We start from the raw sequence: 14386 nt of genomic DNA on the forward strand, positions 1-14386 counted from the left end.
GAAGGGCTTGCGCCCCCATGCCTCCCAGCTCAACTGATAATGGGTATCCGGTTCGGCTGCCGTCTGGGGGGTGACCACCCGGTACATAGTTCCATCCTTGAGTTACACTGGTCGAAAACCATCTTGCCGTGCAAATTCATGGACTTCAATCTGCAAGCGTACCAAGCCGACCACTTATTGCACCTCAGCGCCAAGCCCCAGCGCCGGCTCACCGTACAGGAAAATGCCCATCATCGCTGGCTGGAGATCGACGGAGTGGTGCAGTCGGCCATGTCCCTGGCCGAACCCGCCACCCTCTGCCTGCCTCACCAGCAGGTGATCGCCTGTCTGCTGCCCGAGCAGGCCGGCAGCATCCTCGAGCTGGGGTTGGGGGGTGGCGATCTCACCCGCCATCTGCACCAGCGCTGGCCCGATGCCCGTCACGAGTGCGTCGACCTCGATGAAGAGGTGATCACCCTCTATCAGCTGTTCTTTCAGCCCGACCACCACCCGCAGCGCACGCCGACCCTGCACCAGGCCGATGCCCTCGCCTTTCTGGAAGAGAGCGAGGCGCAGTACGACCTCATCCTGCTCGACCTGTTCAGCCAGGACGGCAATCCGCCCCTGCTGTTCCAGGAGCGGATCTATCAGGCTCTGGCCCCCCGTCTGAACGGCGAGCTCATCATCAACCTGCTGCCGCGCACCCGCCTCGAGCTGACCCGGGTGCTGATGCTGCTGGAGCAGTGGGTCGGCCCCACCACCCCCTACCCGGTGCCGGGGCTGCGCAACGTCCTGCTGCACACGGCCCCCCGCTACGAGCTGGCGTCAGACCTGTAGCCAGAAGGTAACCGGCCCGTCATTGACCAGCGCCACCTTCATGTCGGCGGCGAAGCGGCCGGTGGCGGTCGGTATGCCGCTGGCAGCGGCCTGCGCCACGAAATAGTCATACAGCCGCTCGGCCTCGACCGGATGGGCGCCGCCGGAGAAGCTGGGCCTCATCCCCTTGTTGGTATCCGCCGCCAGGGTGAACTGGGAGACCACCAACAGGCTGCCGCCGGCCTGGCTCATGTTGAGATTCATCTTGCCGTTCTCGTCACAGAAGATGCGGTAACCGCTCACCTTGTGCAGCAGCTTGTCAGCCTTGGCCTCGTCATCCCCCTGCTCCACCCCGAGCAGCACCAGCAGACCCTGGCCGATGGCCCCGGTCACCTCGCTCTCTACCGTTACGCTGGCCTCGCTGACCCGCTGAATCAGTGCAATCACATCCCTCTCCTCTCAAAACGAAACAACCGCCCCCATCTGCTGATGGGGGCGGTCGTCGATGCTAACAGCAAGGGACCGGATCAGGCCAACTCATCGGCGCCCGGTCGCTCATATTCGCCGAGGCAGGCGGTGGTTTCCGCGCCAAGCAAGACCACCAACCAGCTCAGGTAGACCCAGACAAACAGGATGGGGATGGTCGCCAGCGCGCCATAGATGGCCTGATACGAGGGGAAGTTGGTGATGTAGATGGCAAAGCCGCGCTTCGCCAGCTCGAACAGGGTGGCCGCCACCAGGGCCCCGATGAAGGCGTGCATCAGCCGCACCTTGCAGTTGGGCACCACGGTATAGACCAGCAGGAAGGTGAGTACCGAGAACAGGAACGGCAGGCCGCGCAGCAACAGATAGCCGATGCCGAACAGGCTCTCGGCCCCGAACAGCCGCAGCGATAAAATGTAGGAGGAGATGGCAATGCTGGCCCCGATAAGCACCGGGCCCAGGGTCAGGATCATCCAGTACATGGCGAATGCCTGCGCCAGCGGCCGGCTCTGGGTGGAGCGCCAGATGTAGTTGAGGTTCTTGTCGATGGCCGAGATCAGCATCAGCGCCACCACGATCAGCGCACCGATACCGACTGCCGTGGTGTTGGTGGCGTTGGCCACGAAGCCGTCGATGTACTCCTTGAGCATCTCGCCGGCGGTTGGCACGAAGTTGTGATAGACGAACTGCTCCATCGCCTGCTTCAGGCTCTGGAACACCGGAAAGGCCGACATCATGCCAAATACCACGGCGATCATCGGCACCAGAGAGAGCAGGGTCACATAGGCCAGATAGCCGGCGGTGACCGTCAGCCTATCCTGCTGGAAACGGCCCCAGACGAACTGGGCGAAGTGGCCGCCATCGTGGCGTAAAAAAGAGAGGGCATGGCCAAGACGGCCGCCGAATTTTTGCTGCATTGTCGCTCCCAACGTCTTCATAGTGCAGACATTGTGTCAGATAGCATGGTCATTTGACCACCCATGGGCCGGCCGGGTGCGACTCGCACCGCCACCTGCAGCCGACTGCCCGCGGCGATCAGGCATAAAAAAAGAGGCCCGAAGGCCTCTCTCTGTCTGTCGATGAACAGATATCAAGCACGACCGGCGCGCTTGCGATCCATCTCGGTCAGCAGTTTCTTGCGGATACGGATGCTCTTCGGAGTGACTTCAACCAGTTCGTCGTTGTCGATGAACTCCAGAGCCTGTTCCAGCGACATGCGGATCGGCGGAGTCAGCACCTGGGCTTCGTCGGTACCGGAGGCACGCATGTTGGTCAGCTGCTTGCCCTTCAGGCAGTTCACGGTCAGGTCGTTGGAACGGGAGTGAATACCGATCACCTGTCCTTCGTACACTTCGGTCGCGTGACCGATGAACAGACGACCGCGGTCTTGCAGACCGAACAGGGCATAGGTCAGCGCCTTGCCGGTGGCGTTGGAGATCAGCACGCCGTTCTGACGCTCGCCGATGCTGCCACCCTTGTGCGGACCGTAGTGGTCGAAGGTGTGGTACAGCAGACCGGTACCGGAAGTCAGGGTCATGAACTCGGTCTGGAAGCCGATCAGGCCACGGCTCGGGATCATGAAGTCAAGGCGAACACGGCCTTTGCCATCCGGGGTCATGTTGGTCATCTCGCCCTTACGCAGGCCGAGTTGCTCCATCACGGAACCCTGGTGTGCTTCTTCCACGTCCACGGTAACGGTTTCGAACGGTTCTTGCAGAACGCCGTCTACGGTGCGCAGGATAACTTCCGGACGGGATACCGCCAGCTCGTAACCTTCGCGACGCATGTTTTCGATCAGGATGGACAGGTGCAGTTCACCACGGCCGGAGACACGGAACTTGTCCGGATCATCGGTCTCTTCCACGCGCAGGGCCACGTTGTGGACCAGCTCCTGGTTCAGACGCTCCAGGATGTTGCGGGAGGTCACGAACTTGCCCTCTTTGCCGGCGAACGGTGAAGTGTTGACCTGGAAGGTCATGTTCACGGTCGGCTCGTCAACGGAGAGCGGCGGCAGCGCTTCAACGGCGCCGTTGTCACAGATGGTGTCGGAGATCTTCAGCTCGCCCAGACCGGTGATGGCGATGATGTCGCCAGCTTGCGCATCGGCCACTTCGGTACGGGACAGACCCAGATAACCCAGCACCTGACCGACCTTGCCGGTACGGGACTTGCCGTCGGCACCGACGATGGTGACCTGCTGGTTGGTCTTGACGCGACCACGGGTGATGCGGCCGATACCGATGACGCCAACATAGGAGTTGTAGTCCAGCTGGGAGATCTGCATCTGGAAACCACCGTCGGCATCAGCCTTGGGCGCTTCCACGTTGTCGACGATGGCCTGGAACAGGGGTTCCATGTTATCGGACTCAACGTCCTGATCCATGGTGGCCCAACCGTTCAGTGCAGAGGCGTAAACAACTTTGAAGTCCAGCTGCTCGTCGGTGGCACCCAGGTTGTCGAACAGATCGAATACCTGATCCATTACCCAGTCAGGACGAGCACCCGGACGGTCGATCTTGTTGATGACCACGATCGGCTTCAGACCCTGGGCGAATGCCTTCTGGGTCACGAAACGGGTTTGCGGCATCGGGCCGTCAACGGCGTCAACCAGCAGCAGCACGGAGTCAACCATGGACAGTACGCGCTCTACTTCACCACCGAAGTCGGCGTGACCCGGGGTATCAACGATGTTGATGCGGTAGTCGTTCCAGCGGATCGCAGTGTTCTTGGCGAGAATGGTGATGCCACGTTCCCGTTCCAGATCATTGGAGTCCATGATCCGTTCCTGGCCTTCCGTGGAGCGGTCCAGGGTGCCGGACTGCTGCAGCAGCTTATCAACCAGAGTCGTTTTGCCGTGGTCAACGTGCGCAATAATCGCAATATTGCGTAAATTCTCTAACATTCTCGCCTCAATCACCGGGTAAAATTGGGCGCTAATTGTACTCTCGCCTTTGTGATCTGCCTAGCAGAATTGCAGTACATTCGCGCACAACTGGGGATCAGGATCATAGACCTTCCGATCAAAGCCTGCTTAGATGGGGGCTGACTGTATAACGCGCACCATTTTAGTGCACCAAAACGATCCATGGATGCACTACTTTGAGGCGTAACGCGCTGAGATGGCGGGTCTCAGGGCTGGCTTATAGCCCCAAATGCCCTGAAATCAAGCTGTCACAAACTTGGCACGATACTGGCTTATGTGAATGTGATGACGCATTCACCCTAAGAGTTTTAACACCGGAGGTTACTTAGCATGTCAGCCCAGAACGTTTTGGCCCTGATCCAGGAACACGAAGTCAAGTTTGTCGACCTGCGCTTTACCGACACCAAGGGTAAAGAGCAGCACGTATCCATCCCTTCCCATCAGGTTGACGAAGATTTCTTCGAAGACGGCAAGATGTTCGATGGTTCCTCCATCGGCGGCTGGAAGGGCATCAACGAATCAGACATGGTGCTGATGCCGGATGCGGCCTCCGCCAAACTGGATCCGTTCACCGAAGAGACCACCCTGAACATCGTCTGTGACGTGCTGGAACCGGCCACCATGCAGGGCTACGACCGCGATCCGCGCTCCATCGCCAAGCGCGCCGAAGACTTCCTAAAGTCCAGCGGCATCGCCGACACCGTGCTGTTCGGGCCGGAGCCGGAATTCTTCATGTTCGACAACATCACCTTCTCGAACACCATGGGCCACAGCTTCGTGAAGATCGAATCCGAAGAAGCCGCCTGGAACTCCGGTACCGATTACGAGCACGGCAACAAGGGTCACCGTCCTTTCGTCAAGGGTGGCTACTTCCCGGTTGCACCGGTTGACTCCTCTCAGGACATCCGTGCCGCCATGTGTCTGGTGCTGGAAGAGATGGGCCAGGTCGTTGAAGCTCACCACCACGAAGTGGCGACTGCCGGTCAGAACGAGATCGCGACCCGTTTCAACACCCTCACCCTGAAAGCGGATGAAGTGCAGGTGCTGAAGTACGTGATCCACAACGTGGCCCACGCCTACAACAAGACCGTCACCTTCATGCCGAAACCCATGTTCGGTGACAACGGCTCCGGCATGCACTGCCACCAGTCCCTGGCCAAGAACGGCGTCAACCTGTTCGCCGGTGACCTGTACGGCGGTCTGTCCGAGATGGCGCTGCACTACATCGGCGGCATCATCAAGCACGCCAAGGCCATCAACGCCTTCGCCAACCCGACCACCAACTCCTACAAGCGTCTGGTACCGGGTTATGAAGCACCGGTCATGCTGGCCTACTCTGCCCGCAACCGCTCTGCCTCCATCCGTATCCCGGTCGTGCCGAGCCCGAAAGCTCGCCGCATCGAAGTCCGCTTCCCGGATCCGGCTGCCAACCCGTACCTGGCCTTCGCAGCCCAGCTGATGGCCGGTCTGGACGGCATCATCAACAAGATCCACCCGGGCGATGCCATGGACAAGAACTTGTATGACCTGCCGCCGGAAGAAGCAGCCGAAGTGCCGACCGTGGCCGGCTCTCTGGACGAAGCCCTGGCCGCGCTGGATGCGGATCGCGAGTTCCTGACCCGCGGCGGCGTATTCAGCGACGACTTCATCAACTCCTATCTGGAGCTGAAGCAGCAGGATGTTGACCGCGTGCGCATGACCCCGCACCCGCTGGAGTTCGAACTGTACTACTCCGTTTAAATCCGGAAGCCAGCTCAGAACTTGACCAAACCCGCCGACAGGCGGGTTTTTTCTCTGATAGGATTAAGCAAAATCCCGTCAAGGAGAGATGGATGAAAAACGCCAACCCAGTATGGATGCTGAGCCTGTTGCTGCTGGCCGCCACCGGCGCCCAGGCTGCCAAGGTATACTCCTGGACCGACAGCCAGGGAGTCGTTCACTACACGGATGCCCCTCCTCCCGGCCAGAAAGCCAAGGAGGTCGATCTGCGCGTCGCCCCCTTCATCGGCAGTTCACCCCGCTCGGTGCAAGTTGACAACTTCAACAGCCTCACCGGCGTCGATGCCAAGAAAGAGAAGGAGGCGGCCAAGCTGGTGATCGAACTGCTCTCCCCGGAACAGGGCAGCACCCTGCGCGACAACACCGGCAACGTGGTGTTTCAGGGTCAGATCAGCCCGCAACCGCCGACCCAGTACGATGTGCGCCTGACCCTGGACGGCAAGGCGGCCCCCATCGTTAAAAACTCGCTCGCCATCCGGGTCGAAAACCTCGATCGCGGTGCCCATGAGGCCCAACTCGAGCTGCTCGCCAAAGACGGTACGATCCTTGCTAAATCCAAGCCAGTCACCTTCTACCTGCACCGGGCCAGCATTGATCCTGCACCCAAAGTGACCCCCCTCAACAACAAGGGGTGATCCTGTGCCTCGATACGGGTAGACTAAATGCACCATATTGGTGCATTGCTGGTGTACAGCACCGTTTTAGGGAGAAACCTGTGCCAACCCGCCCGGATCAAGCCAAGATACTGCTCGATAACTTGCTGACCGCCGTCATCCTGATGGATGAACGGCTCTGCATCCAATTCGTCAACCCGGCCGCCGAGCAGTTGCTCTCCCTCAGTCAGCGCCGGCTGATCGGTATCGAACTGCCCCATCTGCTGGAACACATCTCCCTCGATCTGCAGCGGCTCAAGCAGTGCCTAAGCTCGGGGCAAGGCTTCACCGACAGCGAAGTCACCCTGGTGGTGGAAGGAGAGCCCAGACTGGTGGAGATGAGCGTCAGCCCGCTGGCCGATCATGAGCAACGGCTGATGGTGGTGGAGCTGCGCAAGATCGACCAGCAGAAGAAGATCAGCCAGGAACTGCAACAGCATGCCCAGCAGCAGGCGGCCAAGGAGCTGGTACGCGGCCTGGCCCACGAGATCAAGAATCCCTTAGGTGGTTTGCGCGGCGCGGCCCAGCTGCTGCAAAAGGAGCTGCCCGATCCAGCCCTGCGCGAATACACCGGCATCATCATCGAACAGGCCGACCGGCTGCGGGTGCTGGTCGATCGGCTGCTCGGCCCCCAGCGCCCGGGTCGTCACCAGATGCACAACGTGCACTCGGTGCTGGAGCAGGTACGCCGCCTGGTGGAGCTGGAGCTGCCGCCGACGGTGCGCATCGAGCGGGATTACGATCCCAGCATCCCGGAGTTCGAGATGGAACCGGACCAGCTGCAGCAGGCCTTCCTCAACATGGTGCGCAACGCCGCTGAGGCCATCGGCGAACAGACCGGCCTCATCCGCATCAAGACCCGCACCGCGTTCCAGATCACCATCCACGGCCAGCGCTACCGACTGGCGGCCGAGATCAAGATCATCGACAACGGCCCCGGCATCCCGGACGCCATCCGCGACACACTCTTCTACCCCATGATCACCGGCAAGGAGGGGGGCACCGGGCTCGGCCTCTCCATCGCCCAGAACCTGATCGACCAGCACAAGGGGCGGATCGACTGCATCAGCTGGCCTGGCCACACCGAATTCACCATCTTTCTACCGCTTCGCAAATAAGGGAACGTCATGACAGCAAAAGTGTGGATCGTCGATGACGACAGTTCTATCCGCTGGGTGCTGGAGCGCACCCTCGGCAGTGAAGGCTTCGAGTGCGAGAGCTTCGCCGATGGCGAGGCGCTGCTGAGCTCGCTGGAGATGCGCTCGCCGGACGTGATCCTCTCCGACATCCGCATGCCCGGCATCGACGGCCTCAGCCTGCTTGAGCAGATCCATCGCCGCCAGGCCGATCTGCCCATCATCATCATGACCGCCCACTCGGATCTCGACAGCGCGGTCAATGCCTACCAGCGCGGCGCCTTCGAATACCTGCCCAAGCCATTCGACATCGACGAGGCGGTCACCCTGGTGCGCCGCGCCGAGAATCACCTCAAAGAGCAGCGCACCAAGCGCAAGGCACGCCAGCAGGATCCGGCCAGCAGCCCGGAGATCATCGGCGAGGCACCGGCCATGCAGGAGGTGTTCCGGGCCATCGGCCGGCTGTCGCGCTCCAGCATCTCGGTGCTGATCAACGGCCAGAGTGGCACCGGCAAGGAGCTGGTCGCCCATGCCCTGCACAAGCACAGCCCGCGCGCCCACAAGAACTTCATCGCCCTCAACATGGCAGCCATCCCGAAAGACCTTATCGAATCGGAACTGTTCGGCCATGAGAAAGGGGCCTTCACCGGCGCCAACAACATTCGCCACGGCCGCTTCGAACAGGCCGACGGCGGCACCCTGTTTCTCGACGAGATCGGCGACATGCCGCTGGATGTACAGACCCGGCTGCTGCGGGTACTGGCCGACGGTCAGTTCTACCGGGTTGGCGGCCATCAGCCGGTGCAGGTGGATGTGCGGATCATCGCCGCCACCCACCAGAATCTGGAGAAGCGGGTGGCCGACGGCGAGTTTCGGGAAGACCTGTTCCACCGCCTCAATGTCATTCGGATCCACATTCCTGCCCTCAAGGAGCGCCGTGAGGACATTCCCCAGCTGGCCCAGCACTTCCTGCTGCGAGCGGCCAAGGAGCTGAACGTGGAGGCCAAGAGCCTGCATCCGGATACCCAGGCCTACATCAGCCGCCTGCCCTGGCCGGGCAACGTGCGCCAGCTGGAGAACGTCTGCCGCTGGCTCACCGTGATGGCCTCGGGCCAGGAGGTGCTGGTGAGCGATCTGCCCACCGAACTGCTGACCCCCATCACCAGCACCGCCGAACCGGGTCAGCCAGCCCTGTCCGGCGGCTGGCAGCAGCAGTTGCAGGATTGGGTCGCCGCCAAGCTGGCGCTGGGCGAGACCGACATCCTGGCCGATGCCCTGCCCCAGTTCGAGCGGATCATGCTGGAAACCGCGCTGGACCATACCCATGGTCACAAACAGGAGGCTGCTCGCCTGCTCGGCTGGGGGCGCAACACCCTCACCCGCAAGCTGAAGGAGCTAGACCTCTCCTGAGTCCTTGGGAAAAACGATTCCCATCACGCCTTGGCAAATCACCGACCAATAAGACCCCGTTTGATTTCAAACGGGGTATCTTTTTTGAGATCCCTGCCTAGAATGGCAGGCTTTCACACCCGACTCGAAGAAGGCGCCATCATGATTGACAGATCTCTTCCCCTGACCGACCTGCACCGCCATCTGGACGGCAACATCCGCCCGCAGACTATCCTCGAGCTGGGCCGTCAGCACAATATCCAACTGCCCGCCTTCGAGCTGGAGGCGCTGCGCCCCCATGTGCAGATCGTCGAGAATGAGCCGAGCCTGGTCGCCTTCCTCAAGAAGCTGGACTGGGGCGTGGCCGTACTGGCCGACTATGACGCTTGCCGCCGGGTCGCCTACGAAAATGTGGAAGATCTGCTGCGCGCCGGCATCGACTATGCCGAACTGCGTTTCAGCCCGGCCTACATGGCGATGGCCCACAAGCTGCACCCGCAGGGCGTGGTCGAGGCCATCATCGACGGCGTGGCGGCCGGCAGCCGCGACTTCGGCATCAAGACCAACCTGATCGGCATCATGAGCCGCACCTTCGGCACCGAGCAGTGCAAGCAAGAGCTGGATGCCTGTCTGGCCCATCGCGATCGGCTGGTTGCCATCGATCTGGCCGGCGACGAGCTGGGCTTCCCGGGTGAGCTGTTCACCGACCACTTCCGCCGGGTGCGTGACGCAGGCATGCGCGTCACCGTGCACGCCGGTGAAGCCGCCGGCCCCGAGAGCATGTGGCAGGCCATTCGCGAGCTGGGTGCCGAACGCATCGGCCACGGCGTCAAAGCCATTCAGGATCCGGCCCTGATGGCCTATCTGGCCGAGCACCGCATCGGCATTGAATCCTGCCTCACCTCCAACGTTCAGACCACCACGGTGGCGAGCCTGACCGAGCACCCGATCCGCCAGTTCCTGGCCGCCGGCGTGCTGGCTTGCCTCAACACCGACGACCCGGCTGTAGAGGGCATCGACCTGCCCCACGAATACGAGGTGGCGGCCCCAGCTGCCGGCATGACGGTGAGCGAGATCCACACCGCCCAGCAAAACGGCCTGACCCTGGCCTTCCTGAGCGAGGCCGAGAAGGCCGAGCTGAGCGCCAGCGCAGCCCAACGCTGAGTGCAGCCAAATCCAATAAAAAAACCGCCGAGAGGCGGTTTTTTTATTTCCCAACGACATCGACCGGCTTAGATCACCCGGGAGAACTGCTGCTGGCGTGCCTTGCTCCGCAGGTAGACATCGAAGCACATGCAGATGTTGCGGATCAGCAGCTGACCGGTGGAGACCACCTCCAGCCCCTCTTCGGTCATCCGCACCAGGCCGTCATCGATGAAGGTCTGCAACAGCTTGAGATCCTCAGCAAAGTACTCCTTGAACACCAAGCCATGGGCCTGCTCGACGGCGGCAAAGTTCAGGCGAAAATCGCAGATGAGGCGCTTGATCACCTCCCGGCGGATCAGGTCGTCCTGATTGAGAGAGCACCCCTTCCACTGGGCATGCCCCAGCGTTTCCACCTGACCATAGTAGGCCTTGAGCTCTTTCTGGTTCTGGGAATAGGCATCACCGATCATGCTGATGGAGGAGACCCCCAGCCCCAGCAGATCGCAATCCCCCTGGGTGGTATAGCCCTGGAAGTTGCGGTGCAGCTTGCCCTCACGCTGGGCTACTGCCAGCTCGTCGTCCGGCTTGGCGAAGTGATCCATGCCGATGAACTGATAACCACGGCCGGTCAGGAAGGCGATGGTGTCCTGCAGCATGGCCAGTTTTTCCTGCGGCGCCGGCATGTCCGCCTCTTTCAGCTTGTGCTGAGCGGCAAAACGGCTGGGCAGGTGGGCATAGTTGAAGATGGAGAGGCGGGCCGGGTCGGTCTTTAGCACCTCTTCCAGGGTGTGATGGAAGCTCTCCCGGTTCTGGTGCGGCAGGCCGTAGATGAGATCCAGGTTGGTGGAACGAAAGCCCAGTTCGCGGGCCCGCTCCAGCATGGCGCGGATGAAGTCGTTGTCCTGCTCGCGGTTGACCGCGACCTGGACCTCCTTGTTGAAATCCTGCACGCCGAGGCTGATGCGGTTGAAGCCGATCTCCCGCAGTACGTCCAGCATGGAGAGCTCGATCTCGCGCGGATCCACCTCGATGCTGATTTCGCCCTCTTCGGCGAAGTGAAAATGCTCCCGCAACATGGCCATCAGTCGGCGAGTCTGGGGTTCATCCAGATAGGTGGGCGTACCGCCGCCCCAGTGCAACTGGGTCACCAGCCGCTGCTTGAACAGCGGGGCCTGCGCTTTGATCTCCTGCTCGAGGAAATCGAGGTACTGATCGGCCTTGTGACGGTGACGGGTGATCACCTTGTTGCAGCCGCAGTAGTAGCAGAGCTTGTGACAGAAGGGGATATGCACGTAGAGCGACAGGTTGCGCGCCGGATACTGGCTCGCGGCCTGGACGAAGTCCGGATAACCGAAACCCTCGTTGAACTCCAGCGCAGTGGGATAGGAGGTGTAACGCGGACCGCTGTAGTTATACTTCTCGATCAGGGCCTGATCCCACACAATCTGTTCTGCTTGCACGCTTGCTTCCTCTTTTTTGTTATCGGCTCACCGGCTTAACTGAAAATCCTTCAGTCTGGCCACATCCTCGAGGATCTGCGCCTCCAGCTCGGCCTCATAGCCACTGCGTTCGAGATCCATCTTCATTACTTCATTGCGTTTGAGGGCCCGTCTCGCCTCATGAGTCGGCATCTCCTTCACCTTCTCGTAGAGACCGTACAAACCCGGAAATTCGCCGGCAAAGGCGCGACCGCCCTTGATCTGCAACGCATCCAGCAGATTGGTCAACCGGATGGCGCCCTCGGAGTAGTCGCACTGACCATCCCGTACCGCATGGGCAATCACCCTGACACTCTCGAGGATCCGCTCATTGCGGGCCGCGATAGCCTGCTGCTGGCTGTCGTGCTGGCGCTTGAGACGCGCCAGCAGGGTACCGGCATACCAGGCCAGTCCCAACAAAATCAGGCCGCCCAACAAGGCGGCCAGCATCCATCCACTCATCACTTTTTCTTCGGCTCAGGCTTGGGCTCTGGCTGATAGTCGACCTGGGTGAAACGATCCCACAGCTCCTCTTCGGAGGCTGGCTGGCCCGGCTCGTCAAAGTCGGCCTCATCAAAATCAGCCTCGTCTTCGTCATCATCGGTGTCGATGATGCCAAGCTCGTCCATCAGCTCCTGATAACGGTCAACCCGCTGATCTACCCAGGCCTGCTCGGCCGCTTCCAGGGTCTCACCGGCATCGAGCCGATCCAGCAGGTCATTCAGGCGATCATCATTCTCGATGGAGGCCAGCTCCTGCTCCGGCGTCATCACCAGCTTCTTCTCTTTGATCTGCTTGGGCGCGACCGGCTTGCTGCTCTTCTCTTCCACGATCAGGGCAACCGGCTTGCGGGAACCGATGCGCGGATCCTTGGCCTGTTTGGTTCCACTCTTCTTGCCGGCCTGCTCGACCTGCTGGCGGGATCCTGCCTTCAAGCCCTTGCGCTTGGCGGCGCGTTTGCGCTCACGGCCTTCCTGGGCACTGGCATCTGATTCTTTGCGCTTACCGGCAGGTTTGCGATTGGGTTGTTTAGCCGACATGAATGAATGACTCCGACAAATAACTGGATTGAAACCCGTTTCCGGTTCGAAAAGGTCCGGAAGAGGATGCTGACACGGGGGACGATGGATTAGAAACAGAGCGGGATCCCGCACCAATCCGGCCATAAATGGCCTTCGAATACCGCAGGATCGGCATCCTCTGGGCATGTTGCTGGTATTTTGACACAGAATGACCAAGCGGGTTAATGACCCAAAAGAAAAAAGGCAGCCGAAGCTGCCTTGATATGTTTATGCGAGTCCCATCCCTGGCTGCAAATCACCCTGTCCGTGGTGATACTCCTGCGCATCATATCTTGTGTATGGTCATCCTGACCTTAATTGGTCGATCCTGAATGTGCGTGTGCTTGCCTGACCCATGCAGACGACGTCCGGTCATCTTCTGGGGTGGTTGCTTCCCGCAGCCCCGTCCTTCCTGAACGGTCACCATCCTGGTCTTTCAATCCATTGCCTGCCACTCGCGTGGCCCTTGGCATCCAGCCTCATCGACATCCTGTCTTCACGACATCCCGGTCGTGAGCCGCCGCGTGGGCCATTCCATGCATCCACTGTATCAATTTAATAAAGTGACTCAATCCATCAGGAACGTTTTCAAACGGAGATAAACGACTTATTGTCATTTAACATATTGAAATTAATGAATTACTAAGCATTTTTCTAAAAATGTTTAAGCCCTGGCCAGGCTAAGGAATGGGAGATCTCTTACAACAATGCGAGAAAAAATTGGCCAAATGGTGTTAAAGGCCGAAAAGAAACGAGGAGCCGGCGGCTCCTCGTCAATATCAATGAGATAATATCATCGGCTTGATCAGTGCAGACCTGCCACATATTTGGACAGTACTTCGATATCCTGATCGGTCAACTTCTTGGCAACGTCCCGCATCATGCTGTTCGGGTCGTTGTCACGGGCAGCGGCCCTAAAGGCCATGAGCTGGGCCTTGATGTAGGCAGGATGCTGGCCGGACAGGCTCGGATACTTGGCCTGCTCGACGCCCGATCCGCGCGGACCATGGCAGGCAGTACAGGCAGCCAGACCACGGCTCATGTCCCCTCCCATGTAAAGCGCCTTGCCTGCAGTGACGGCGTCATCGGGTACCGCGAGCGGCGTCACCTTCTGACTGGAGAAGTAAGCTGCCAGGTCTTCCATATCCTGTTCAGACAGAGGAAGCGCCATCGGCCCCATGATGGGAGCAACCCGGCCAGTTTGACCAGAAGCTGCAGCCTTCAGTTCAACTAACTGCTTTTTGATATATGATGCGTGCTGACCAGCAATCTTGGGGTACATATCGACTAGGCTGTTGCCGTCCGGTCCATGACAAGCCGCGCAAACGGCAGCCTTGGTTTGTCCCGCAGCGGCATCGCCCTTGGCTTGTGCCATCCCCGTTACGCCAACCATCAGAGCAAGAGTAATGACTAGGTTCTTCATGGCGTTCCAACTTCTCGTTATTAGGCTTCCAGATCCCATGCCGCTGAAGGCATGTTAAAATAAACGCGTTTAAGCGACGCCATTTTACACGATTTCACAAAAAAGTAACTCTATAACCCT

The 14386-nt window shown here is 60.0% G+C and carries 13 protein-coding genes; 6 read left to right on the forward strand and 7 right to left on the reverse strand.

Annotated elements, in window-relative coordinates; translation table 11 throughout:
* Positions 1-138: 138 nt before the first annotated feature.
* A complete protein-coding gene (locus R2E40_RS21595) occupies positions 139-816 on the forward strand; it encodes a spermidine synthase (protein WP_236660175.1) in 678 nt (225 codons plus the stop codon).
* Here R2E40_RS21595 and dtd read toward each other — a convergent pair.
* From dtd to typA, 3 genes are all read right to left on the reverse strand, one after another.
* On the reverse strand, positions 805-1242 hold the full coding sequence (gene dtd / locus R2E40_RS21600) for a D-aminoacyl-tRNA deacylase (protein ID WP_201887344.1): 438 nt from the start codon (positions 1240-1242) through the stop codon (positions 805-807). The genes R2E40_RS21595 and dtd overlap by 12 nt on opposite strands.
* 80 nt (positions 1243-1322) lie before the next feature.
* Positions 1323-2195, reverse strand: a complete 873-nt coding sequence (locus R2E40_RS21605) for a virulence factor BrkB family protein (RefSeq protein ID WP_201887345.1) — start codon at positions 2193-2195, stop codon at positions 1323-1325.
* Positions 2196-2368: 173 nt separating this feature from the next.
* Positions 2369-4180: a translational GTPase TypA gene (gene typA / locus R2E40_RS21610; RefSeq protein ID WP_011704285.1), complete on the reverse strand. Its 1812-nt coding sequence runs from the start codon at positions 4178-4180 to the stop codon at positions 2369-2371.
* 351 nt (positions 4181-4531) lie between these two features.
* On the opposite strand from typA, the gene glnA reads away from it, so the two are divergent.
* The 5 genes from glnA to add all read left to right on the forward strand — a co-directional run bounded on the left by glnA (position 4532) and on the right by add (position 10322).
* Positions 4532-5941, forward strand: a complete 1410-nt coding sequence (glnA, locus tag R2E40_RS21615) for a glutamate--ammonia ligase (RefSeq protein ID WP_011704284.1) — start codon at positions 4532-4534, stop codon at positions 5939-5941.
* 92 nt (positions 5942-6033) lie between these two features.
* Positions 6034-6615: a DUF4124 domain-containing protein gene (locus tag R2E40_RS21620; RefSeq protein ID WP_101615738.1), complete on the forward strand. Its 582-nt coding sequence runs from the start codon at positions 6034-6036 to the stop codon at positions 6613-6615.
* Between the two features lie 80 nt (positions 6616-6695).
* Positions 6696-7751: a nitrogen regulation protein NR(II) gene (gene glnL / locus R2E40_RS21625; protein WP_011704282.1), complete on the forward strand. Its 1056-nt coding sequence runs from the start codon at positions 6696-6698 to the stop codon at positions 7749-7751.
* A 9-nt stretch (positions 7752-7760) separates the two neighbouring features.
* On the forward strand, positions 7761-9179 hold the full coding sequence (glnG, locus tag R2E40_RS21630; protein WP_010635441.1) for a nitrogen regulation protein NR(I): 1419 nt from the start codon (positions 7761-7763) through the stop codon (positions 9177-9179).
* Between the two features lie 141 nt (positions 9180-9320).
* Positions 9321-10322, forward strand: coding sequence for an adenosine deaminase (gene add / locus R2E40_RS21635; protein WP_318164354.1), 1002 nt, complete (start codon positions 9321-9323; stop codon positions 10320-10322).
* 68 nt (positions 10323-10390) lie between these two features.
* Here add and hemN read toward each other — a convergent pair whose 3' ends face one another.
* The 4 genes from hemN to R2E40_RS21655 form a co-directional block, all read right to left on the reverse strand.
* The gene (gene hemN / locus R2E40_RS21640) at positions 10391-11764 is read right to left on the reverse strand and encodes an oxygen-independent coproporphyrinogen III oxidase (protein WP_044798902.1); all 1374 of its coding nucleotides are present in this window, start codon (positions 11762-11764) and stop codon (positions 10391-10393) included.
* Between the two features lie 27 nt (positions 11765-11791).
* Positions 11792-12232: a DUF2489 domain-containing protein gene (locus R2E40_RS21645; RefSeq protein WP_016349087.1), complete on the reverse strand. Its 441-nt coding sequence runs from the start codon at positions 12230-12232 to the stop codon at positions 11792-11794.
* An 11-nt stretch (positions 12233-12243) separates the two neighbouring features.
* Positions 12244-12822, reverse strand: coding sequence for a Der GTPase-activating protein YihI (gene yihI / locus R2E40_RS21650; RefSeq protein WP_199268939.1), 579 nt, complete (start codon positions 12820-12822; stop codon positions 12244-12246).
* Positions 12823-13648: 826 nt separating this feature from the next.
* Complete coding sequence (locus R2E40_RS21655) at positions 13649-14266, reverse strand: c-type cytochrome (RefSeq protein ID WP_318164355.1); 618 nt, start codon at positions 14264-14266, stop codon at positions 13649-13651.
* Positions 14267-14386: the final 120 nt, after the last annotated feature.

It is taken from the genome of Aeromonas sp. CD (assembly GCF_033349375.1).
GTDB classification, from domain to species: domain Bacteria; phylum Pseudomonadota; class Gammaproteobacteria; order Enterobacterales; family Aeromonadaceae; genus Aeromonas; species Aeromonas hydrophila.